At 35.6% G+C, this 25,333-nt stretch carries 11 protein-coding genes; 1 reads left to right on the top strand and 10 read right to left on the bottom strand.

What is annotated here, in order from left to right; translation table 11 throughout:
• Window positions 1-50: 50 nt before the first annotated feature.
• Window positions 51-1,046, top strand: a complete 996-nt coding sequence (locus BUE10_RS18430; protein WP_073487490.1) for an FAD:protein FMN transferase — start codon at window positions 51-53, stop codon at window positions 1,044-1,046.
• Between the two features lie 364 nt (window positions 1,047-1,410).
• Here BUE10_RS18430 and BUE10_RS18425 read toward each other — a convergent pair whose 3' ends face one another.
• From BUE10_RS18425 to BUE10_RS18380, 10 genes are all read right to left on the bottom strand, one after another.
• Complete coding sequence (locus BUE10_RS18425) at window positions 1,411-3,828, bottom strand: glycoside hydrolase family 2 TIM barrel-domain containing protein (RefSeq protein WP_073487488.1); 2,418 nt, start codon at window positions 3,826-3,828, stop codon at window positions 1,411-1,413.
• A 349-nt stretch (window positions 3,829-4,177) separates the two neighbouring features.
• Entirely contained in the window at window positions 4,178-7,708 is a 3,531-nt protein-coding gene (locus BUE10_RS18420) for a malectin domain-containing carbohydrate-binding protein (RefSeq protein ID WP_073487487.1), read from the bottom strand.
• Between the two features lie 324 nt (window positions 7,709-8,032).
• A complete protein-coding gene (locus BUE10_RS18415) occupies window positions 8,033-10,762 on the bottom strand; it encodes an alpha-d-galacturonidase (protein WP_073487485.1) in 2,730 nt (909 codons plus the stop codon).
• A 195-nt stretch (window positions 10,763-10,957) separates the two neighbouring features.
• Window positions 10,958-11,842, bottom strand: coding sequence for a sugar phosphate isomerase/epimerase family protein (locus BUE10_RS18410; protein ID WP_073487972.1), 885 nt, complete (start codon window positions 11,840-11,842; stop codon window positions 10,958-10,960).
• 158 nt (window positions 11,843-12,000) lie between these two features.
• Window positions 12,001-13,146, bottom strand: a complete 1,146-nt coding sequence (locus BUE10_RS18405) for a sialidase family protein (protein ID WP_073487483.1) — start codon at window positions 13,144-13,146, stop codon at window positions 12,001-12,003.
• 143 nt (window positions 13,147-13,289) lie between these two features.
• Window positions 13,290-16,040, bottom strand: a complete 2,751-nt coding sequence (locus tag BUE10_RS18400; protein WP_073487481.1) for a glycoside hydrolase family 78 protein — start codon at window positions 16,038-16,040, stop codon at window positions 13,290-13,292.
• 180 nt (window positions 16,041-16,220) lie between these two features.
• Window positions 16,221-17,789: an MGH1-like glycoside hydrolase domain-containing protein gene (locus BUE10_RS18395; protein WP_073487480.1), complete on the bottom strand. Its 1,569-nt coding sequence runs from the start codon at window positions 17,787-17,789 to the stop codon at window positions 16,221-16,223.
• 283 nt (window positions 17,790-18,072) lie between these two features.
• The gene (locus tag BUE10_RS18390) at window positions 18,073-20,523 is read right to left on the bottom strand and encodes a glycoside hydrolase family 95 protein (RefSeq protein WP_073487969.1); all 2,451 of its coding nucleotides are present in this window, start codon (window positions 20,521-20,523) and stop codon (window positions 18,073-18,075) included.
• 261 nt (window positions 20,524-20,784) lie between these two features.
• Window positions 20,785-22,203 (bottom strand): acetylxylan esterase, encoded by a 1,419-nt coding sequence (locus BUE10_RS18385; RefSeq protein ID WP_234984766.1) that lies wholly within the window; start codon window positions 22,201-22,203, stop codon window positions 20,785-20,787.
• A 302-nt stretch (window positions 22,204-22,505) separates the two neighbouring features.
• Window positions 22,506-25,286, bottom strand: coding sequence for a glycoside hydrolase family 78 protein (locus BUE10_RS18380; protein ID WP_073487476.1), 2,781 nt, complete (start codon window positions 25,284-25,286; stop codon window positions 22,506-22,508).
• Window positions 25,287-25,333 lie beyond the last annotated feature (47 nt).

Genomic DNA, 25,333 nt, shown 5'->3' with positions numbered 1-25,333 from the left:
CAAAGAAAAACTATGTTACTATGTGTTTAAAAATTATAGATTATTAATATATGCTTATAAATTTATTTCAAAAGAAAGTTTTATGTGTTTTTGCAATTAGCTGTTGTTTATCAGCGCATTCGCAAATATTACGAAAAAGAACGACTTTACTTATGGGCGGACGTTTTGACATTAGTATTGTTGCCAAAGATTCTTTAACTGCCGAACAAAACATCAACGAAGTTATAGCAGAAATTACCCGAATTGAAAATTTAATCTCTGACTGGAAACCAGATTCACAAGTTTCTCAGGTCAATCAAAATGCCGGAATCAAACCCATAAAAGTAGATCGTGAAGTTTTTGAACTTACACAACGAGCCATAAAATTATCGGAAATTACAAATGGCGGTTTTGACGTTAGTTTTGCCGCAATGGACAGAATCTGGAAATTTGACGGATCAATGACCGAAATGCCTTCGGCGGAAGCCATAAAAAAATCGGTTGAGAAAGTGGGCTATAAAAATATTATTCTGGACAGCGTTGAATCGACAATCTTCCTAAAATTAAAAGGAATGAAAATTGGTTTTGGCGCTTTGGGCGAAGGTTACGCAACTGATAAATGCCGAGCTATGATGATTGCAAAAGGAATCGAAGCCGGAATCATAAACGGCTCTGGAGATATGAGCACCTGGGGAAAACAACCCAACGGACAGCCTTGGAAAATAGGAATTACAAATCCGTTTAAACCTGAAAAAGTTTTGGCTGTTGTGCCACTAAATCAAGGTGCTGTAACGACATCTGGCAGTTATGAAAAATTCGTTGTTTTTAACGGGAAACGATATTCACACATTATAAATCCTGCAACCGGATATCCCGCAACCGGTTTATGCAGCGTCACCGTTTTTGGTCCAAATGCCGAAACCGCAAACGGATTAAGCACTTCTTTGATGGTTTTAGTCCAAAAGGAAGGTTTGCTTTTACTTCAAAAATTCCCTGAATACAGCTGCATAATGATTACTGATAATGGAAAAGTAATCAAGTCTAAGAATTTTACTTATAAGTTATAAGTTTAATTATGAATTATGAATTGTGAGTTATAAGTTATGAATTAAGCTTTTATGTTTTTAATCTCATAAAGACGCAAAGTCGCAAAGTTTTTTTAATTGCCTCCAGCTTTAGCTGGAGGATGTATAAAGTCATATAAAAGGCTTTAGCCGAACTTTACATTTTGGCTAAAGCCTTTTATTATTTCAATAGCCTCCAGCTAAAGCTGGAGGCTATTGAAAATTCCCTTTTAATACTTATCCTTTAGAAAATACTTTGCGACTTAGCGTCTTTGCGGCAAAAAAATACCCAAACCTTAAATTAACTTATATAACTTATATGGTTCAAAAAAACTTTGCGACTCTGCGACTTTGCGAGAGATAAATTTTACTTCACTTTAACTTCAATTACAGATGCCTGTAAACCAGCAGTCGAAGCCTTCAACTGAATATTTTCTTTCTTCCCATTCGACTGAATAATCGCAATACATTTTCCATTAAAAAGCTTACAGGAATTCCCTTTAAAAGAATCTAAATTCGCCTGATAACCATTATCAACTCCAACTAATTTTCCTCCGCCAGTAACTTCAAAATTGATTAAATCTGCAGCGTTTGGCAATAAGTTTCCATCTTTGTCAACTATTGAAACCGTTACATAAACCAAATCATAAGTATCATTTTTGATAGTAGTTTTATCTGCATTTAAATCAATTTTAGAAGCTTCGCCAGCCGTATGAATTTCCTTTTCTAAAACCACTTTTCCATTCTTTCTCGAAATCGCTTTTAATGTTCCCGGTTCAAATTTTACTTTCCATGAAATATGAAGATCATCATTTTGTTTTGATTTTATGCCGAGAGATTTTCCGTTTAAAAACAATTCCACTTCATCGGCATTATTGTAATACGCCCAAACATCCACTTCCTGATCTTTTTTCCAGTTCCAATGCGGAAAAATATGCAGCATTGTTTTCTTTGACCATTCACTTTGGTACATATAATACACATCTTTTGGAAGTCCGGCTAAATCGACAATTCCGAAGTACGAACTTCTCGCAGGATACGGGTATGGATCAGGCTCTCCGATATAATCAAAACCTGTCCAGATAAAAGTTCCCGCCATGAAATCCTGCTTTTTGATCGTTTTCCAGTTTTCCTCATGCGTTGCGCCCCAATACGATTTCACCTGATCGTAAGCCGAAACAGTCCAGTCTGCATTTCCGTCAAACGGAGCGCCGTGTTTTGTTGGCCAAGCTTTAATTCCATCAGGAAAATCATAATGTCCGCGGGTTTCTAAAGCCGAAACACTTTCCGATGCCAATATTTTTTGTCCTTTAAAACGTTCCGGAAAATCTTTGTAATCTTCGTGTTTATAATTAAATCCTAAAAGATCTAAAGTTCCCGATTGATAAATAAAATTCTTCTCAATTATATTTTCGGTCAAAGCCGAAGTTACAGGACGTGAGATATCTAATGATTTTACAATTTTAGCTAATTCTCTTGTAATAGAAATTCCAGTCGAATCAAACTGTTCCCTGATTTCGTTACCAATACTCCACATCATTACCGATGGATGATTACGGTCTCTTTTGATAAAATCTTCTAAATCTTGTTTGTGCCAAGCATCCCAGTCTTTATGGTAATCGTTGGTTACTTTTTTCTTTTTCCAAACATCAAAAGCTTCGTCCTGAACAATAAATCCCATTTCATCGCACAATTGCATCATTTCCAACGAATGCGGATTATGTGACATTCTGATTGCGTTTGCTCCCATTTCTTTCATCAAAGCCAGTTTTCTTCTAACCGCATGAATATTTTCTACAGAACCTAAAGCGCCGTTATCATGATGTAAACAAACTCCATAAATTTTCGTTGGAACACCATTTAACGAAAATCCTTTCTCTGAATCAAAATTAAAATATCTAAATCCGAGCGGAGTTTCATAATTATCGACTAGTACAGATTTCTCGTAGATTTTTGTAATTACTTTATACAAATACGGATTTTCGGTATTCCATAATTGTGGCTCTAGAACATCAAGATTATGCACCTTCGTTTCAAATGTTTTAGCTTTAATTTTCTCTATAGAAATCTTATTAGCTATTTCTTTATTCTTAGCATCTAAAATAGAAGTGACCAATGTAAATTCTCTGGCAGCATCATTATCATTATCAATTGTAACTTCTAAATGCACTTTTGATTTCTTTGTTGAAACTTCAGGCGTGGTCACAAAAGTCCCCCACTTTCCGACATGCAATTTTTCACTTGTCACCAATCTCACATTTCTGTAAATTCCAGAACCTGTATACCATCTTGAGTTTGGCTGAGCATCATTATCAACTTTGACAGCAATAGTATTGGCCTGCCCATAATTTAAATACGGAGACAAATCATAGCTGAAAGAGATATAACCATTCGGGCGAATTCCTAATGATTTTCCATTTATAAAAACTTCGCTATTCTTAAAAACACCGTCAAATTCAATCGAAATCGTTTTGCTTTTCCAGCTCGCCGGAATAGTAAAAACTTTACGGTACCAGCCTTTCCCGGCAGGTAAAAATCCTTGTGCTTGTTTCGTTTTGCTGTCTTTATCGAAAGTTCCTTCAATACTCCAATCGTGCGGTAGTTGAAGTGTTCTCCAGTCTGACACATTATAATTAGTATTGACTGCTTCAGGATAATCTCCTAATTTGAAGTTCCAGTTTTTATTGAAGTCTTCAACAATTCTCGCCTGTTTTTGTGCAAAAATTGATACTGAAAACATTAACGCAATTATAACTTTTTGAAAAATGTTTTTATGTTTAATCATAAATATGTTTTTTTATTCTAATCTTATTTTTGACACCGTTTGTCAGGCTGAGCAAAGTTGAAGCTCACGCTCGAAACTCCGCAACGTTTATCTGTAGAGACGCACTGCAGTGCGTCTAACACACAGTAGGACAATTGGAGCGTAGACGCACTGCTATGCGTCTCTACGATATGCTTTGTGTTGATATTATTGCCGTTTTTTACACCCATTTTTTTCTGTAGAGACGCACAACAGTGTGTCTAACACACATTATGGACATTTGGAACGTAGACGCACTGCTGTGCGTCTCTACAATCAAAATTCGTTAAAAAAACCTTTGCGCCTTTGTGCCTTCGTGGCAAATCGTCAATTATTGAAACTCAAAATTATCCAACATCAATCCTTTCAAATCATCACCTTCCAACGTAATCTTATACATTCCCGCATTAATATAACCACCAGAAGTCGTATTTAAAATTTTCCATTTTTCTGATGAGGGAAAAAATTCAATCGTATCATTTCGCATTAAAATCCCGTACATATCTTCCATTTTGAATTTGACTTTTAACGGAGCTTCATTTCTGTTCATAAATTTAAAACGCATTAAATAAATTCCTGCAACGCCAGGTTTTACTTCAAACTGAATACTGTTATTTGTTTTTTGTGTAAACTCTATATAATCGGCTTTTTTGAAATTTCCTTTTTCAATTCCGGTTCCCGTGGTTTTGGCATTTTCCGCTTCAATGATTACTACAGGTCTTGAATCATCTTTTTCGCCCATATCATAAATTGGAACGATTGCAATTGTAGTTATCTCTTCACTATTATCAAAAGAGATTTTTTCTCCTTTTTTTACTTTTTTAGTAAAAATTACAAATTCAGTTTGATTACTATTTTTAGCTTTTTCTTCTAGCTTTTTATAATCTGAAAATCGCTCTAAATTCAACTTTTTGTTATCTATAAAAAGATATAAATCCGAATCCTCTTTAGCAGAAAAAGTTCCTTTAATTTTAGAATGATCAGAAAATTGTAAATAATCTGCACCAAAAACTTCCGAAGGCAATTCGGTAAAAACAACATCAGAATCTGAATATTGTTTTGAATTAATATCTAACCAAGAAGCTATAGTGTTACGACTTTTATTATAAGTCTCTTGTACATAATTTTCTATGTTTTTTGAAGATGCTGACGCTGGTCTTGCATGAATATCTTTTGTTGCAATCGCAATTGCCGAAATTATCGCTTGCGAAGCTTTTACATTTGGAAACGAAATAACAATCTTTCCGTTTGTACTTTTTACTTTGAATGATTTCTTCAAAGCAGTGTCATGTCCAGCTTCTGCCCAAATATCAAAATCTTTTAGAATCACTTTTTCGTTAATGGCAACGTCAAACAAACGCCAGCCTTTGCAGTCCATTCCGCCCCCAGTTCCATACCAAGGTTCTGTAAAATATAATTCTACTAAATATTCTCCGTCTGGCGCAGGAAATTCATAACGCAATTTGTCAACACCATATCTGAAACTCTGAAATAATTCTGAGTCTTTTGTACCGTTTATTGGATCGAAAGTTGTTCTTTGGCTTGCAAAAAAATCAGGAAGCTTTTCAAAATTATCTGTCCATGATAAAGAACCCCAAGTGTTTTTTCCGTTTTTATGTGTATCCGTAAACCATGTATTTCCATCAGCATCTGTCAACTCAGAACCTCCGCAATTTACCCTGTAAATGTAATTATAGCCGCTTTTAGCTTTTGTAATATCGGTTTTATCTGTTGTTAAAGCATCAAAATTTGGTGCTTTCGGAAGTGTATTTAAAACTATATAATCTTTGGCAACTGCTTTTCCATTTACATATCCAACGGCATATAAAACATTGTATTGAATATTGACATTGTTAAACTGAAAATGCTGCCCGATTCCTGGATTTTTTAGTTTTCCTAAAGAAGATTTATTTACATCGTTAAACAATTCTACTTCATCGCAATTCGAATAAATATCTATTCCGTTTTTGATTCCGGTTGTTTCCCAACGACTTGGCCACGTATGCGAAACAATATAAACCATCGGGTTGGTTTTGTTCGAAACATAATTCGCTCGATACATATAAAATGCATCCAGAGGTTCGCCCCAAATCGTAAAAAGTCCCTTGTAATTTACAGGACCAACTTTGTCAATGTCTCTAAATCCTTCTCCATTCTGCACTCGCCCCGGATTTTCATGCGAAGCAAAAAGCCAATTGAATTGTCCCGCAATTTTATCTTTTACCGATTCTGCTTCACGAACTTTTATCTCCATTAATTGAGAAAAACGGTTTTCGCTTAAAGTTCCTTTTTGGTCAAACTCACCTTCTGTATGTAAATCGGTCGAACGCCAAGCGCCGTATTCGCCGTTTAATAACTGAGTCGTCATTTCTAAATGATATTTTAATGGATCTCCGCCGTACGTTCCTGACCAATTTTGAACCACATTCCAGTCTGTTCCTTCTCCTCCATTGCAAGTCGTTACAATACGTTGTGAAGCTGATAACGGATCCATTTCACGGATTATTTTAGTGCATTCTTCAGCAAATTCTTTCGGAATGGTACTTTCATTCTGCAATCCCCACATTACAACCGACGGGCTGTTTCTGCGCTCTTTAATCCATTCTCTTAATAAGGTTTTGAAGTTTTCCTTAAATTCTGGCGTATCGTACCAAATATGTGCTGAAAACTGGCTCCAAAACAAAATTCCATTTTTATCTAATTCTTCCTGATATTTTAAATTATGAGGCTGATGCGCTTCTCTAAAAGCATTAAATCCGCCTGCTTTTATCTGCTCGATTCTGGAATGAATCATTTCATCAGAAAACGAATGGCTGTTTCCAATTAAGTGTTCATATTCGCAAACGCCATTTATAAAAACAGGTTCATCATTTATGAAAAAACGATTGTCTTTTCCATCACGACTAACCGGCCAGCTCACCCAGCGGATTCCGTAAGGTGTTGTTATCTGATCTATTATTTTTCCGTTTTCATAAATTGAAGTTACCAATTTATACAAATAAGGATTGGATGGCGACCATAATTTCGGATTCTGAATCTCAGGAAGCGTTTGTGCTATTTCTTTTGTTTCTCCCGAATTGATTTTGTTGTCGCTTTTATTGATAGCAACCTTCTTTCCTGAAGCATCCAGAAGAATATTTTCGATGGTTAAATTTCGCTGTAAAGTACTGTAATTCTTGATTTCGGTTGTAGTATGAAGAATTGCTTTTTGTTTTGAAACCGATTTATCATTCCAAATATGGACACCAAAAGGCTGAATTCTAATATCGTTTGTAATTACCAAAGAAACTGGCCTGAAAATCCCCATTGGCTGAGAACCTTCTGAAAATCCCCATTCTCCCGAACAGCCACCGCAAACCCAAGGCAAATCGGCAATAAAGGATGGATGCGCTGCTTTAACTAAAATTGTATTTGTTTTGTCTAAAGAAACAGCTTTTGTAATGTTTAATGTAAAAGTCGTTCGTCCGCCTTTGTGTTCTCCTATTTTTTTGCCGTTGACCCAAACAGTTGCATACGAACTTACACCTTCGAAATAGAGAAAAAGTTGTTTTGAAACATCTTTTTTATCCAGTTTTAAAGTTTTTTTATACCAGGCTGTGCCGTGTAAATTTCCGTGTTTTGTTCTTCTATAACCATAATACTGATCCCAATTGTGAGGCACACTAACCTTTTGCCAATTGGAATCAGTTTTTGGATTTTCTACAAAATCTTCTTCTTTCAGCGGAAGATTATCCAGTATTACGGTTTCCCAAGACGAATTCAGCGAAATTTCTTTACGAAACTTCCCCGAATCTTTACTCTGACTCCAAACAAAGCAAAGACTTGAAAAAAAACAAAAAATAAAAAAAACTATTCTATTCATATTTTCTATTTCCTGCAAGGTTTTCAAAACCTTGTAGGTTTATTTTTTAGCGTTCATTTTAGATATCTACAAGGTTTTGAAAACCTTGCAGGAACGTAGAAATCTAAATTAGACTTGAAAGGTTTTAAAAGCCTGTCAGTTCTAAGGTAACTACGAGTTCGCGTGAGGGATGGTAGTGGAGCTCTTTTTTTAGGCAAAGAAAAATTGCCTAAAAAAAGAGCGGGAACGTACAGCCCGACCCGAAGGGACACGCCCAAATTATTTTTTTTTAATTCTAAGCTTTATTATACCTACAAGGTTTTGAAAACCTTGCAGGAACGCAGATTAATAAAACAACCAGTCTATAGCAGCTTTTTCTCCTGCATCAATATACCCAACATCACGTGACGTTATCGTTTGATCTGCATCGATGAAACCTAAAATCAATACTTTTCCTTTTCCTAAATCTAATTTATTCTCGCCTGGCTGGAAAGTATAAGTATGAATGTTTACACGTGGTAAATCTTTTAAATTCATTGCACTTGCTAGAATCACTTCGGCTTGACCGTGCGCATTTCCTGCTGCATCTGTCTCTAAACTTGGCGGTAATAAAAATCTCTTTTGATCTGAATTGAAATAACCAACTACTAATTTAACTGCTTTTGTGTTTCTAAACTTCAAATGGGTTCCTTTTTCGTTTTGATCGTTTTCTACGAACGAGAATCCTTTAAGGTTTTGAAGTTCAGGAGCAATTTTAGTTAACTCAGAAATATCTGTTCCGTAGACTTTTGTTCCTGTTTTTACTAAATAAGTTCCTGGTTTTTCGTCGATGAAAGTTACTTCAGCTGTTTTCCAAGGTTTTCCTTCTTTGGTTTCGATTTTACCATCTTTAGAAGATTTTAGCTTCTCTAAATTTCTTTTAAAATTAGCCAATTCACGTTCATAATGCGGTAATAATTCAGCCCAAGTTTTGTTGTTACCGTCGTCTCCTCCAATTGGAATTCTGCGTTGAGCAGTCTGCATACTGTTGGCATAGTAATAAGTATCTTTTGTCAGTTTTACCAATAACTCATAATACTCAATGCTCTTTTCTAAATGAGGCAAAGCTTTGTCTAAATCAGCAATATCATTTGAATAACTGTATCTTAAAACCAATAAAGCTGCTTTTACTTTTTCTGAGAAGAAATCGGCGAAAGCCTTATAAGCATGAATATCATTTTTAAGACGTTCAAATTCTTCTTTGTCTTTGGTTACGCTGGCCTCGGCTTTATCAATGGCTTCAACAGCCAATCTTCCATGTTCTGTGATTTCAGCAATAATCTGTGTTGGAAGTTCGCCCGAATGTGGTTCTTTATTCCATTCTTTTTTAGCATATTCTAAAAGCAATTCTCCCGCTGGTCCGCATGATTCATGGAATCCCGGATAAACTCTCCATTTTGATGGATTTACTAATTGACTTTCGAACATTCCTAACAATAAAGTTTGGCGGTTTCCTTCTGTAATTCCGAAACGTCTTAATGTTTTTGGAGCGATTTCTCCAGTTTCTTCGTAAGCTTTTAGAATGTTATTGGCCGCTTCCTGAGTCGTTCCGAATTTCGTAGCTAAATCATTATCCCAGAATTTAACTTCTTCGTTTCTATCTCGCTTACTGTCCCAAGCATATCTTGCCCAAGCTTTGTACCAAATCCAGTCACGATCCATTTCAAGTAAACGTTCTCCAGTTTTCGTTTTATCTGCTGAATATGGCCAATCCCAATACGATGCTTGCGGATATAAATGCAGTGCATTTGCTCCGTGTACACTATGCATGGCTTTTACCGTTTTCTGAATAAAATCTGGAGAACCGTATCTGAAAGGTTCTAGATTTGCCAAAATATGAACGTTTTCAATGTGAATTGACTTTAAAGCGCTTAACTGTTTATGCGTTTCTCCCCAAGGTCCGCCCGGCGTGTAAGTCGTTAAAGATTCTCCTGTGTATTTACTTTCTGTGTATAAGTTTTTGTATAACGGAAGTGATTTTTCCATTACCAATGGCCCATCTGTATCGTGAGAACGAAGAATAATTGGCGGTTCTTCTGTTTTTCCTAATGCTTGTAAACCATCGCGCACGCCCGGAATAATCGTTTTTGTAAACCATTCCACATCATCATCAACGGTATTGATGGCTTCTCCCAAACAAACCATTAATCCAACATTTGGATATTTTTCAATGAAAGCAGCAATAGATTTTCTAGTATAATCTGAAAGTAACGGCGTAATTGGACGCGAACGATCTTGTGTTTTAATGTTATAATGTTCTGCAAAAGGCTTAGAAACAATAATATTATAAAACATCTGAATTACCCAGATTCCACGTTTATTGGCTTCAACCGTTAAGAATTTATAGATTTCCTCATTCTTTTTGAAATCTTCATCGCTGACTTCAACCGCAAACGGATAATCTTTTAATTTTACCAAAGAAGCAAAAGGATGTCCGTTCCATAAATAAAGTGAGTTCATGCGGTTTTCTACCAGCATATCCAAATACTTTAACCATAAAGCTTTATCATAAAACCAAGGAAAAGTTTCCGGTGTATACGGATATTCGTAAACGTCACGACCCGGAAGATAAACGGGTTTCTGCATTCCGATACAAGCTCCTCTCAAAACCATTTCCGGACTGTCTTCGATATTAATTTCTAAAGGAAGCTCACCTGAATTTTTAATGCGATCTGTTAATTCCAAAGCTCCATACAAAGTTCCAGAAGCATCTGTTCCTTCAATATAAATTACATTATTTTGAGTACGAATCTGGAAACCTTCTTTCTTCGTTAATTTACTGTCATCGATTTTGGCGCTTTTGGCATTCTGTTTCCAAAAATCAGTTCCTTTTTCTCCAATAACAATTACTTTATCTTTAGATTTTTTGAATTTATCAGAAGAAGTTACACTGAATCCTTTTGCTGAAAGTGTTTCAGATAATTTCTCTGCTCCAAATTTTGCTCTTGGCGAACTCGGATCACTCACAACAGTGATGTTCTGCGCTGTCGCGAAAGAGACATAAAAACATAAAAAAAGTAATTGTAAATATTTCATAGTATGCTATTTATTTTTGGTATTCTTTTAAAAATAATCTGCTCGATCTGCTTATATCTATAAAAATCTGCGTGAAATTTTTTGCACGCAGATTAGGCAGATTTAAGCAGATTTTCTTTTGATATTTTTTGATAAAGATTAAAAGATTTACATAGCTTTAAAAATCATTTTAATCCTTTAATCTGTGGCTATAAATTAATTCTGGAAAATCTTCTTCAAATAAGCCACATTAGCACCGTAATTGGCTTTTACATTATGCACTTGTGTTACGTCACGAGAACGCTCTACAATTAGCCATCCGCTCCATTTCATTTCATCCAAAGTTTGTTTGATTTTTGGCATGTCGATCGCTTTGTCATTTTCTAACCAAAATTGATCGGTGTTTGAAGCATGAATTTGAGCTAAATATTTCTTACCTAATATTTTTAGTTCTGAAGAAATATCTCTTTTATTATCTAAAGCATTAGCAAAATTAAAAGAGCTTTTAATATATTTTGAGCCGACTTCGTCTAAAAGTTTTTTCTCTTCTGTCGCACTCAAAGAAGTCTCAATTGCGATAACTCCGCCAATTTTCCCAACTTCTTTTCCTGCCCATTGTAGTCTTTTAATTACTTCTGGACGTAATTTCGGATTTTTAACCAAATCTGTCTGTGTTCCTAACGGAAGATAAGCCACTTTTACTTTCATGTTTTTCATAGCCTGAATACAGTCCGTAATCATTGGCGTAATTTCTCTTGTGGCAAAAGACTGTGCATAAAATCCAGACATGGCAATGGAACTGATTCCAACACCAGTTTCTTTCGATTTATCTAAGAATTTTTGTCTTTCTACAGGATCACCCAATTTACTGTCAAAAGTGGGACGATTTCCCAAACCTCCCATATCGAGTTCGATTCCGTCCGCTTTTAATTCAGCAGCCAAACCAAAAGCACCTAATTTTTGTCTTTTTAAAATCATCCAGTCACAAACTGCAACTTTATATTTCTGCTTTTTGTTTAAAGTCTGAGCCGTTGCACAACTATTGAATGTTGTTGATAAAGTGACAAACAATACAACAATTAAGTTTTTATTTAGCTTCATGTTAATTGGTTTTACCATTAAGGCATTAAGGAAATTAAGCTTCAATGCTTTTACTATTATCATTAAAAGATGAAGAGAATTAAGCTTAATGTTCTTTTTAAAAGAATAAATAAACACAACAACTTAACTTTCTTAATCTCTTAATGGTTCAATTTATTTTACTCTTCTTCCGCTTTTACAGCTGTAACCACTTTGTTTTCGTCGCCCGGCCAGATTCCGTTTTTGATTGGAAGTGCAACCAGTTTACTTGGATCCACTTTTACATATTTCAGTTTTTCTCTTCTCCAAGTATACACAATATGCACCATTCCATCAGAACTCTGAATCATCGAAGGATAAGAATATTGGCTAATTTTTGAATCTTCTAAAACTAAAGCCGCATTCCAGTGAATTCCGTCTTTAGAAACAGAAACATTCAATGGTGTTCTTGGCCCTTTTGCTTCTTTTCCTGGAGGAAGAACGTGATTGTAAACTAACAAATGTCTTCCGTCTTTTAAAGTTACAGCATCCGTTCCTGAATTGTTATTTGGTAATCCGATTAATTCTACATCAGACCAGGTTTTTCCGTTGTCTTTTGAGAATGTGCTGAAAATCGCTCTGTTTCTGGTTCTACCAATGGCTTGAATACTTCCGTCTTTGTGAAATAATATACTAGGCTGAATAGCATTGATTTTTTGTTTTCCTCTAGCAAGTGTATCACCCATGACCCATGTTTTTCCGAAATCTGGAGTAGATTCCATACGAAGTCTCCAGCCGTCGCCTTCTATACTTGACGGACATAATAAAGTTCCGTTGCTTAATAAAACAGGTTTATTTTTTATTGGTCCTAAGAAACCGTCTGGCATTTTTTGTGCTTCAGACCAAGTTTTTCCGCCGTCAGATGAAGTTCTTATTGCGCCCCACCATTCCGATGGTTTTGGCCCTATTTTGTAGAATAACATTAAATCGCCCCCCGGAATTTGATATAAAACCGGATTCCAAGTTGGTAATCTTGGTCCGTCTTTCATAACGCCATCGGCTACTTTTACGCCTTCGTTCCAAGTGTCGCTTCCTTTTGGTTTAATGGCTACGTAGATACAAACATCAGGATTTCTTTCGTGAGTTCCTCCAAACCAAGAAGCAACTAAATCACCATTTGTAGCTTCGACGATCGTAATGGCATGACAAGACGGATAAGGCGCTTTATCGTAAACAAACTGATCTACTAAAATTCCTTCTTTCCAAGTCTTTTTCTCTAAAGCCGATTTACAACTTCCTAAAAGGAAAAGTCCAAACAAGACAAATGTCAATTTTATTATTCTCATTTTTAATTTTATTATGAATTAAAATTTTTGATTATAAATACATTACTAATAATTTTTCGCACAAAATTATTTAATAAATGTAAAAATGACACTAAAAAACTAAAGATGTATCCTGTACTGTCCCGAATTATTGAAAATGCTGTTTATTTAACGTTTAAAATATAAGAACCTGATGAAAGTGTAATAGCAAGATTACTTTTTTCTGTTTTATACGAATGCGCCGTTTTATCTAATTTTTGTTTGTTGATCGAAACAGCCGAAATATCATTGGTTGGAAGATAAACTACTGCAGAAGTATTTACGGGAATGATAATATTCCAAACCAAAGTCTTTTTATCTTTTTTCCAATCGCTTTTAATGGTACCGTAAATTGATTCGTAAGACGCATTTACATAAGTTAATCCGGCATTAAAATCTGGTTTCATAATGATTTGTTTGAAACCGGGAGTTTCTGGATTGCTCTTAATTCCTGCCATATTTTCGTAATACCAAATCAGTAAATCGCCTAAAAGCATGACATGATTTTGTGAATTCATTGCTGGATCGGCCGTATTTCCGTTCCAAAGTTCCCAAATTGTGGTTGCACCGTTTTCGACCATATAACCCCAGCTTGGATAGGTTTTGTTTGAGGCAAGTTTGAAAGCCAAATCGCCACGACCAAAATTGGTTAAGGTTCGCATTAAAAACTGCGTTCCGATAACACCTGTACTTACATGACCGTTTTTAGTCACTTCAACTTCATGTACTAAATTTTCGAAAACTTTTTGCTGTAATTCTTTTGGAACCATTCCGAAAGTCAAAGGCAGTAAATTGGCTGTTACGGTATTATTTGCGTAATTATTTTTTGATGCATTAAAATATTTAGTATTAAATGCTTTTTTGATTCTTGAAGCTAATTCGTCATAATGTTTAATATCATTTTCAGCATTTGCGATTACGGCAAACTTTTTCATGATATTTAAAAGCTGATAATAAAAGGCACTCGAAATCAATTCGCCATCAGTCAAACGAGATGGATCTTTAGATCGGATTAATTCCAACGATTCTGGCGGAACGCACCAATCTCCATATTTATCTTTGGTCATGATATCATCAACCAAATAATTTTCTTCCATATAATCCATCCATTTTTTCATAGACGAATATTGTTTTTCCACCACTTTTTTATCTCCAAATTGCTGATACAACATATCGGCAACCGTAATATACGTTCCCGGCCAAGTTACATTATCGCCGTAATAACGCCAAAATGCAGGCGCAACATCTGGAATTCCGCCATCTACCGTTTGGGCATTTTTAATATCATCTAACCATTTTGCGTACAAAGTCTGATTATCGAATAAGAAACTTTCTCCATAAGCTCCTGTTGTTCTGTCTCCCAACCAAGGCTGACGCTCATTTCTCTGAGGACAATCGATTGGCATTCCTTTATAATTTCCGCTAATTCCCCACCAAGCATTCTTAAAAATCTGATTCATAATTGGGTTCGAAGAATCAAAAGTTCCCGTTGTAGCAATATCATCGTAAACGACTTTTCCAACGAAATTTTCTAAACTTGGTTTGGTTTTAAATCCTGAAATTTCAACAAATCTGAAACCGTGAAAAATAAAACGAGGTTCCCAAACTTCTTCGCCTTCACCTTTTAACGTATAAATATCAGTCGTTTTTGCATCACGTAAATTTGCAATGTATAACGAACCATCTGGCTGTAAAGATTCCGCAAATTTCATCGTGATTTTGTCGCCCGCATTTCCTTTCACTTTCAATTGCAACCAACCCACCATATTTTGTCCCATATCTAAGATATATGTTCCTTTTGATGTTTGTTTAATCGAAATAGGTTTTACTTCGCGTTTTATCTTCATATTCGCCGACATCTGTCCTTCATAGAATCCGCCCGGTTCCTGAACATATACTGCCGAAAGCCATTTTTTATCATCAAAATTGATGGTATTCCAGCCTTTTATTTCTTTGCGGGCGTCATATTCTTCTCCGTCGTATTCATTGTTTGATAAAATTGGACCGTCGGTCGTAATCTTCCAAGTATCGTCTGTGCGAATTACATCTTTGCTTCCATCAACATATTCTACAAATAACTGCAAAGCCATTTTCGGGTAACCAAAAGTTTTGATTTTATAAGGTTTGTAATCCTGACGCATCGTAAAAAAACGTCCATTTCCTAAAATTGTCCCCAATGCATTTCTTCCTTCTTTCAATTGCGAAGTCACATCAAAAACATTGTATTTTACATTCTTCGTATAATCCGTAGGAACGGGCGCCAGAACCTGATCGCCAATTTTATTTCCGTTAATGTATAACTCGTACAAGCCCATACCCATAATATAAACCTTGGCACTTTTGACTTTCTTTTTTAAGTCGATTTCTTTTCGTAAATATCGGGCTGATAATCTTGAATATTGTGAAATACTATCTCCCGGAGAAGTTTTTTCATATCCAATCCAGCGTGTTGATTTCCAGTCGGCATACGTTAAAATACCAATGCTGAAATGTGCCAATTCTGTCAATTTTACTTCGCCTTTATTGGTAAAAACAATAACTTTCCAATAAACGTCTTGTCTGTCATTTAGTTTTTTTCCGTTATAAATCACATTTACAGATTCATCACTTTTCACTTTCCCGCTGTCCCATAAATCTGCATTTCCTGCATTTAGTTTTTCTAAAGACGAAGATGCTAAAATTTGATAATGAGTTTGTTTTACATCATTTACGTTCGCTTTTATTTTCCAGCTCAATCTTGGCTGCAAAACATCAATTCCTTCAGGATTCGTCAGCATTTCGCATTTTAAATCACTCACAATGATTTTTGTTTGGGCTTTCGCCGAAATTGTGATAAGTGAAATAATTATTGTAAGATGTAAAAAAAACTTTTTCATGATTTTATTTTATTGCCTTTGCGATGATTTTTGTTTCACGCAGATTTGGCAGATTTAAGCAGATGTTCACAGATTTTTATTATCATTTTACAGATTAGATTATACATCAAAAAATCTATTTTAATCTGCTAAAATCTGTTTAAAATCTGCGTGAAAAATTCTGCGTAACAATTTTTAATTTTATTGAGAAACTAACTTCACCAATCTCTCAGAAACGGCAATTTCCTTCCCGTTTTTAAAGATCCTGAAACCTTTTCCTTTTTTATATTTTTCTCCTGTTTTATCCCAAAGAATCGTAATAATATTTCCGTGGTATAAAACATTATCCAGACAAAACCAGTCCCATTTTTCCTGCGGAATCAACGGATTTACTTCAATCTTTTCATCCGCTCTCGGGCGCAAACCAACCAAACCAGTAATCATCAAATCGTTGAAAGTCGAGTGATTGTAATAACGGCTTCTTTCTCTGTCGCCCATTAACCAATAACCTGTTGTTTCGTCTAAATATTCTCCTAAATATGGTTTTCCATGAAAATATTGCGATTCTACATACAAGCTCATTTGTTTGAAATAATCGGTTTTGGCAACAAAATTCTGATTGTAATTATTCAAAACATTGGCTAAAGCCGTTAACGTCTGCGAACTAGCAAATGGCCAAATGGCACCGTCCCATTCACAGGTTCCGGTTCCGTGTGTTCTAAAACGCGGGCTTCTTCTTTCAGCCGTTGTCAGACCAAATGGAGCCGAAAATCCTTTTTCATCCTTAACCTGTTCCCAGGCTTTTTCAAAACCTTTATTTTGTTCCGGCAGATTAAAATACCACGGAATAAATCCAATCGCTTCTCTAACTTGCGCTAATGTATCTTTTTCTGTAAACGTTTCAAAAAACTCACTTTTTGGGTTCCATAATTTGGTTTCAACCAATTTTTGAAGTGTATCCGCTTTTGCTTTAAAATAATTTTCCTGATTCGCATCGCCTTTCATTTTGGCTATTTTAGACAAAGCCACAGCATTTCCAAACATATAACTGTTGATTGTTGGTCTTGCATTTCTAAACTTTCTCGCACCGCTCAACGATTCTTCCATTCCGTCTTTTACATCAAACTGCCAGAACAAACCGTCTTTACGTTTTCTATCGCCTTCCCAAGCCGAATATTCCGCAACCAAATCTGGGTACATATCCCGTAAAAACTTATCGTCTTTATTGACCAAATAACGATTATATAAAGCATCGGCCGTCCAACTGCTAAAGGTTCTTAGCTTTTTCATTGGCTTCCCGTCATTTCCTCTAAACCATAAATGAACATCTTGCTCAATGTATTGAGGATCATGAACCCATCTAAATTCGTTAATATGATGCCCCAAAGCGCAACTGATCATATTGTATTTATCGGCATACGAACGATCTACTAAAAACTCTGTAATCGCAAATCCTTGAGGTGTTTTTTTAATGTGTTTTCTCGCACTCCACCATCTGAAATAATAAATTTCCTCAAAATTCTGCTGCGGACATTCAAACAACGGAATATTCTTTTCCATCCAAGCCCACGCACTATCATTCGGAATAGCAAACTTCAAATTTTCATCTTCCATCGTATTGAAATAATCAACATAATGTTTGAAGTTTTCTTCTTTTAAAACAACCGATTTTCCTTTTTGAGAATGCCTCGCACCCGATTTGCAACCGCTGTTTATACAAGCGATTACTATAGAAAGTGTTATTATTTTATGTTTAAAATGCTGTAACATATTTTAATTATTATTTTAAAACTAATTCTTTGGGCGTGCCCCTCTGGGTCGTGCTGTCCGTTCCCGCTTCCCGATGAAAAATCGGGAGAGCTCCACTTCCATCACTCACGCAAGAGACGTTCATGCTTTCCCACTCCTGCAAGGTTTCCAAAACCTTGTAGGTGTCTTATTTTCATTTGCAAGTTGTTATTTATACCTACAAGGTTTTGGAAACCTTTCAGGAAACTTACCGAAACTAGACCTGACAGGTTTTAAAAACCTGTCAGGTCTAAACGTGTTGATATTAATTCCCTGTAAAACTATACGTCTGCCCTGGTTTCATATTCACATCGTAAATATTATAATTTGGCAGTTTTACTTTATCCAGTTTAGCCTGATCAGAAATAATCGGTTTCTTCACTTCCACATCATAAAACAGCGGATTTGAATTTTTCCCTTTTGCTTTTTTGATTGAAGAACCTTTTAAAGTATTCTCAACTTTCAATCGGCAGTTTCCTCCTATTTTCGAATAAATTTTCAACTCCGAAACTTTATTGTTTTTCCATGTCATATCAATTACAAAACCGCCTCTGGCAACCAAACCTTTTATGCTTCCGTCTTTCCAGACACTTGGCAAAGCAGGCAATAAATGAATCGCATCCTCCTGACTCTGCATCAACATTTCGGCAAAACCGGCTGTGCATCCAAAATTCCCATCAATTTGAAAAGGCTGATGCGCATCTAACATATTTGGATATGTTCCTCCCCCTTTTCTTTGGTCTGCTGTTACCAAATGCAGTTGATCCTGAATCAATTTATAAGCATGATTTCCGTCTAATAATCTCGCCCACAAATTCACTTTCCATCCCATTGACCAGCCTGTAGATTCGTCTGTTCTGTAAATCAAGGATTGTTTTGCGGCTTCAAATAATTCTGGCGTTTTTATTGGCGAAATCTGATTACTTGGATACAATCCGTATAAATGCGAAACATGTCTGTGATTATCTTTCGGATTATCCCAATCGTCCTGCCATTCCTGGAACTGATTGTATTTACCCACTTTCATCGGAGGCATTTTTGCCAAAGCATCACTTACTTTTTTTACATAATCAGCATCTGGAGAAACCAAAGCCGAAGCTTTCATAACATGCGTAAATAAATCAAAAATCAGCTGATTATCCATTGTCGTTCCAGATGCAATTGTCGCTTTTCCAGTTCCTCCTGCATGTGTGTTTTCAGGAGAACTTGACGGAACAACCACTAAATATTTTGTATTAGGATCTATAACCATAAAATCCAAAAAGAAATCAGCAGCTCCTTTCATAATCGGATAAATTTCTGCCAAATATTTTTTATCTCCTGTATATAAATATCTTTCCCATAAATCCTGACAAACCCATGCACCACCAGTCGGCCACATTCCCGAAGCTGCAGCGTCTACCGGAGCAGTTACACGCCAAATATCAGTGTTGTGGTGTAAAACCCAGCCATTTGCATTGTACATCGTTTTAGCTGTTTCTGCACCAGTAACACTTAATTCTTTAGCCATTTGAAGAAATGGTTCATGCATTTCCTGCAAATTGGTTACCTGTGCCGGCCAATAATTCATTTCGGCGTTGATGTTGGTCGTGTACTTACTGTCCCAAGGCGGCGTTACCATATCGTTCCAAATTCCCTGTAAATTTGCTGGCTGTCCGCCCGGCTGTGAACTTGAAATTAAAAGATAACGTCCAAACTGGAAATACAACGAAGCTAACTGCGGATCAAATTGTTTAGAGAAATCTCTGATTCTTTCATTTGTTGGTTTCTTAACTAAATCATTTGAACCTAAATCCAGAGAAACTCTGTTGAAGAATTTTTGATAAAAATCAATGTGAGCTTTCTTAATCGTTTCAAAATCTTTTGTTTCCGCTTTCGCTAAATAGTCTTTGCTTTTTGCAATTTCATCACCTGAAATATCTTTATAATTTTTAAAATTAGTAGCAATCGAAATATATAAAGTTACTTCATCAGCTTTGTTGATACTTAAAACGCCGTTACTTGCGTCGATTTCACCACCTTTATTTTTAGCCGTTAATCTTCCCTGATATTTTACTTTTCCTTTTACGCCTTCAAAATTACTTCCTAAACCCGAAAGTATAATCTGGTTTCCTTCCGTCGAAGCTACCGTTTTATCGATCGGACTGTTCATGAAAACATTACAAGTAATCTGTCCCGGCTGACTTGCCAAAAGCTTCACAACAATAACCTGATCTGAAAATGCGGTTAGAATTTCTCTTGTAAATTCTATGCCGTTTACTTTGTATTTTACTTTTGCTGTGGCGTTACTGATATCTAAATCTCTATAATAATCAGTATATTTTTGATGTCCTGCGAATGAAATGTAAACGCTGCCAAAAGTCTGATACGGCATTCCGTCATTCGTTTGTGACATAATATCCCGCGTAGCCAAATCCTGTGCTTCATCAAATTTTCCGTCAAAGATTAACTGACGAACAATCGGAAGTGCTTTTATCGATTTCGAATGTGCATTGCTGTTTGGAGAACCTGCCCAGATTGTTTCTTCGTTCAACTGCAAACGTTCGACCGCAGGATCGCCAAAAACCATTGCACCCAAGCGTCCGTTTCCCAAAGGTAACGCTTCGTTCCAGATTGCAGCTGGTTTATCGTACCATAATTTCAGGTCGCTTTGAGCTGTTGCTGTAAAGGAAAAAATTCCAAAACAAATTGCTGTTATTTTAATTTTTAACTTCATATAAATATTTTTTTTTGCCACGAATTACACGAATTTGCACTAATTTCTTTTTTTAATTTTATTTCAATTTCTCTAATTTATTTTGCCACAGATTAAAGGATTTCCACTGATTAAAAATCTGCGAGATCTGCTAAATCTGCGTAAAAAAATACTCTCGCAGATTTAGCAGATTAAGGAGATAGAAAAATCCCTTTAATCATTTTAATCTGTGGCAGAAAAAATAATTCGTGCCAATTCGTGTAATTCGTGGCAACTTCTATTTTACTTCTTAGCCTCGTAAACTTTCAGATTTTTTTCTCCGAACATTTCATATAATTTGTTGATGTCTTTTAAAGCATTAGCAGGCAGTTTTTCTCCTTTATCTCCAAAAACAAACAACTTTTCTTTTGGTTCAATCACACAAGTCGATTCGTCGATTTCGCCTTTTTCATTCTTCACTTTATTCAAATCTAAACCTAAATATTTCGCCATAAACGGATACAAAGCCATACGCTTTGAAATTCCGAAATCATGTCCTTCTTTTGCAAAATGAGCATTTTCAACTAAATCTTTCTTTCCATACAATTCATATGTTCTCTGAATAAAAGGAAATTCCAATTCCGGAACTGCCAACGTCCAGTCTTTTCCATCAGAAACAATCAATTGTGGTTTTGGCGCCATCATTGCTGAGATTTCTGCATTGTTTGTTCCATTTCCGCAAAGGTGAATACCGCGCCCGCTTTCGCATGGACAACCTCCTGAGAAATGAGAAGAAACCATTACAACCGGAGCCGAAACTTTTACTCTATCATCAATTGCAGCTAAAAACATGGTATGTGAACCACCGCCAGAACCTCCAGTAACACCAACTCTCGACATATCAGCATTTTTTACGGTTGCTAAATAATCCAATAAACGAATTCCAGTTAAAACCTGAACCGTCGATGCAATACTATTTCTATGCGTTTCTTCTGGAAATTGAAGCAAAGATTCTCCCCAAGCAAATAAATCATACGATACAACAATTGCTCCCATTTTAGCCATGATTGCACATCTGTACTGTTCATCTTTTCTATATCTTCCATCTCCGAAATGTCCGTCAGGTGTTAAAATAACTGCTGCTTTTTTGTTTAACGGATACGGTTTGTAAATCGATCCCGTTGCATAAACACCCGGAAGGATTTCTAAAGCAATATTTTCAACACTGTAATCTTTATAAATTCTCTTTGGAGTTAAAAGTGGTTTAGATTTTGGCATTGGGGGAGCCTTTTCTAATCCAAATGAGGTTATCATACAAGCTTTTAACTCCGTTTTACGTTTTTCCCATTCTTCTTTAGTCGAATAAAGGCTTTCTAAATAAAACAAACGTTCCTTTCCTTTATCAACTGAAACTTTATGGTTTTCATATTTACGAATAATGTAGGTTCCATCAGGCTGTTTAAAATACATCAATTCAAACGGAGCCAAAATATTGGTTAACGAAACAGCCAAATTTCCCGGTTCAATTCTCCAGTCGGCATAATCGAGTTCTTTTCCTTTTAATAAGCCTCTGTCGTCATTTATTGTTACGTTAAAAACAGTTTCTATTTTCTTTAAACTTTCAGAAACCGGTTTTCTGAAATTCGTATCAGAAGTGCTTTGTGCTTTGGCAAATGTCAAAGCAAGGAATAAAATTACTGTATATATGTTTTTAATTTTCATTATTTTTTTGTTAAACTAGCTTAAAATTGAACGCTGATGACGCGGATTTACTTCGTAAAGACGCGGATTAAAGCGGATCTTTTTTTATTTTTTTTGAATTGCCTCCTGCTTTAGCTGGAGGAAAATATTTTTGATTTCTACATTGGCTTTAGCCGAACTTATTTATTTGGCTAAAGCCTTGTGACTTATTTTTTTATACCTCCAGTTAAAACTGGAGGCAATTCAATTTTACATTTTCAAATAGAACAAAAAATCCGTATAAATCCGCGTCTTCGCGATAGCGAATCTGCATCATCCGCGTTCTATAATTTACATTCTATCGTATAAATACCAGATCCAAATTCCAAAACTGGCTTTTGAACTTTTTCATCAAAACCCGTTCTTACTTTTTTATTATCAATTTTTATTTCTGAATTTTTAGCAACAGGCAATTTTATCGTTGCCGTTGTATTTACTGGAATTTGAACCGTCAAAATAAATTTGCCGTCTTTCTTTTCCCAAGAAGTAGCAATTTTTCCATAAACCGATTGATAATCCGCTTTCGCGAAAGTCATATCGCCGACTACTTCCGGCTGAATAAAGAAATGTTTGAATCCTGGTTTTTCAGGATCGGACATAATTCCGGCTAAACTTTGATAAAACCATTCTTCAATTTGTCCTAACATAAAGTGATTCCATGAATTTCCTTTTCTCGGATCCCATTGTTCCGTTAAAGTCGTCAAACCAAATTTAATCTGAAAGCCATAACCCGGCGCATCATAATGATTGTGCATTTTATACATCGTTTCGTTTTCGCCATTTCTTGCCAAAGCTTGAAACAAATAACGGTTTCCAACATCTCCCGTAGTTAATCGATCGCCTTTTTCTTTTATGTCCGCCAATAAATTCTGCATTACAGCCTCTTTATACTGCGGTTCTACAATATTCATAAAAATTGGAACTGAGTTGCTAAACTGACTATTTGTTCCATATTGTTTGGTTTCAGCATTAAAAAACTTCTCATTGAAAGCCATTTTTATTTCAGAAGCCAATGTTTCGTATTTCTCAATATCTTCAGTTTTACCTAATAGTTTCGCTGCTTTTGCTACTAAATAAGCGCCGTAATAATAGTGTGAAGTTGCCGAAAGCGCAATCGGACTGTTTTTAGAATATCCTGCAGCGTGAGTTCCGTAATCGTACCAATCTCCTAATCCGTGTGACAAAATATGATTTTCAGCTTTTGTTCCTAAATAATCTACGTAGTTTTTCATTACAGGAAAATATTTTTCTAATAATGAAGCGTCACCATAATATTCATAATACATCCAAGGCAGAATCACACCTGTAACTCCCCATTCTGGAGAATCGGTAAAATCACCTCCAAAAACTACATATTCAGGAACGATTGTCGGGATTAAACCATTATCGCGTTGAGAATCTGAAATGTTCTGCATTATAGACGGAATGTAATTTTCAAGGTTATAATTGAACATTAAACCTGGGCCGTTCAACTGAATTTCTTCTATCCAGCCTAATTTTTCACGCTGCGGACAATCGGTAAAAACACTTTGAAAATTACTTTTGATTGAGTTATTTATCAGTTCGTGTGTTTTATTGAAGATTTCGTTTGAGCATGCAAAACTTCCTGCTTCTCCCGCCGAATTATAAATGAAATTCGATTTTAAATCAACCAAAGTTGGAAGTTCTTTATTCTTATCTTCTTTATAATTAATGTTTTCAATTTGAACATATTGATAACCGTAGAAACTGAATTTTGGCGTCCATTCTTCAACTCCATCGCCTTTTAAAGTATAATCGTAATAATATGGTTTTCCAGATCTCCCCTGCGCTATTGTGCCCCCTTCATTTAAACCTTCGGCAACCCAAACACGGATTATCTGTCCTTTTTTTCCTTTTACTTTAATGGTTGGAAATCCTGAAAGATTCTGCCCCATATCAAAAACATAAAAATTAGGTTTAAGCTCTTTTACTGTCTTAACTTCGTATTGTTTCTGAATCGTAACCGGCGGTGCTGTCTGTGGTCTTAAAACTCCTTTTGGGGCCTCCTGAACGACTACTTTTTTCCAATCTCTATCTTTGAACCCCTTTCTATTCCAGTCTTTCTGCTCTAAATTGGCATTGTAATCTTCTCCACCAAAAATGCTATTATAAGTAATCGGGCTTTTGCTGTATTTCCAAGATCCATCTGATTTTATAATTTCTTCTGAACCATCATTATACTTGATTTTCATTTTAAAGAATAAAGTCGGCGGGCCAAAACTCACGAAGAATTTCGTATATCTTTCTGCCAATGTATTGTACATTCCGTTTCCTAACAAAACACCAATTACGTTATCGCCTTTTTGAAATTCTTTGGCGCTTAATTCGTAAACATTGTAATTAACCGTTTTATCATAATCTGTCCACAAAGGTGCAAACTGGCTGTTTCCAACTTTTTTAGCGTTGATGGTTAATTCATAATGTCCTAAACCTGAAATATAAACAATAGCTTCTTTGATTTCTTTTTTTACTTCGAAAGGTTTACGAAGCATAATGCTTCTGCGTGACAATGAATCTGAAGCATTGATAAACGAATTCTTTTTTTCTCTATTGAAAGTCGCTGAATGATAATTTCGGCCTTCCGGCAGATGACTATCTGCTTTTGTAATTGCTCCAATCCAAACCGGATTTAAATCTGATTCTAACGAAGCAGTTCTGAAAAATGCTGTCTTACTCCATTTAGAAACTTTTCCTGTTTGATTCCAAACTTTAACTTTCCAGAAATATTTGGTTTCGCTTTTTAATGTATTACCGCCATATGTAATGTTCAAGTTTTTAAGAGAATTTACTCTTCCGCTGTTCCAGATATCGCCTTCGTCATTTTGCAGTTTTTCCTCAGAAGAAGCAATCAAAATAATATAGGCGATTTGTGATGCATTAGATTCTTTTGAAACCAACTGCCAGCTAAATCTTGGCTGATTCTGAACTACTGCTAAGGGATTTTCAGCCATTTCTGTGGTTAAATGGACAGGCAGAATTTGTCCATTCGAGATGAAAGTAACTAAGAAACTAAATGCTAATAATATATTTTTGAAATTCTTCATTTCTTGCTTTTAAAATTTGAACGCTGATTAAACTGATTCGCTATCGC

Origin of the sequence: Flavobacterium sp. CF108, from assembly GCF_900129795.1 — a bacterium.
Classification (GTDB): Bacteria; Bacteroidota; Bacteroidia; order Flavobacteriales; family Flavobacteriaceae; genus Flavobacterium.
The sequence above is the reverse complement of the archived record's forward strand: the minus strand, read 5'-3'. Positions and strand labels throughout refer to the sequence as shown.

What these genes read in the sequence shown, in the direction of transcription:
- BUE10_RS18430 (WP_073487490.1), top strand. Translation starts at nt 51, where the DNA reads ATGCTTATAAATTTATTTCAAAAGAAAGTTTTATGTGTTTTTGCAATT.
- BUE10_RS18425 (WP_073487488.1), bottom strand. Translation starts at nt 3,828, where the DNA reads ATGATTAAACATAAAAACATTTTTCAAAAAGTTATAATTGCGTTAATG.
- BUE10_RS18420 (WP_073487487.1), bottom strand. Translation starts at nt 7,708, where the DNA reads ATGAATAGAATAGTTTTTTTTATTTTTTGTTTTTTTTCAAGTCTTTGC.
- BUE10_RS18415 (WP_073487485.1), bottom strand. Translation starts at nt 10,762, where the DNA reads ATGAAATATTTACAATTACTTTTTTTATGTTTTTATGTCTCTTTCGCG.
- BUE10_RS18410 (WP_073487972.1), bottom strand. Translation starts at nt 11,842, where the DNA reads ATGAAGCTAAATAAAAACTTAATTGTTGTATTGTTTGTCACTTTATCA.
- BUE10_RS18405 (WP_073487483.1), bottom strand. Translation starts at nt 13,146, where the DNA reads ATGAGAATAATAAAATTGACATTTGTCTTGTTTGGACTTTTCCTTTTA.
- BUE10_RS18400 (WP_073487481.1), bottom strand. Translation starts at nt 16,040, where the DNA reads ATGAAAAAGTTTTTTTTACATCTTACAATAATTATTTCACTTATCACA.
- BUE10_RS18395 (WP_073487480.1), bottom strand. Translation starts at nt 17,789, where the DNA reads ATGTTACAGCATTTTAAACATAAAATAATAACACTTTCTATAGTAATC.
- BUE10_RS18390 (WP_073487969.1), bottom strand. Translation starts at nt 20,523, where the DNA reads ATGAAGTTAAAAATTAAAATAACAGCAATTTGTTTTGGAATTTTTTCC.
- BUE10_RS18385 (WP_234984766.1), bottom strand. Translation starts at nt 22,203, where the DNA reads ATGAAAATTAAAAACATATATACAGTAATTTTATTCCTTGCTTTGACA.
- BUE10_RS18380 (WP_073487476.1), bottom strand. Translation starts at nt 25,286, where the DNA reads ATGAAGAATTTCAAAAATATATTATTAGCATTTAGTTTCTTAGTTACT.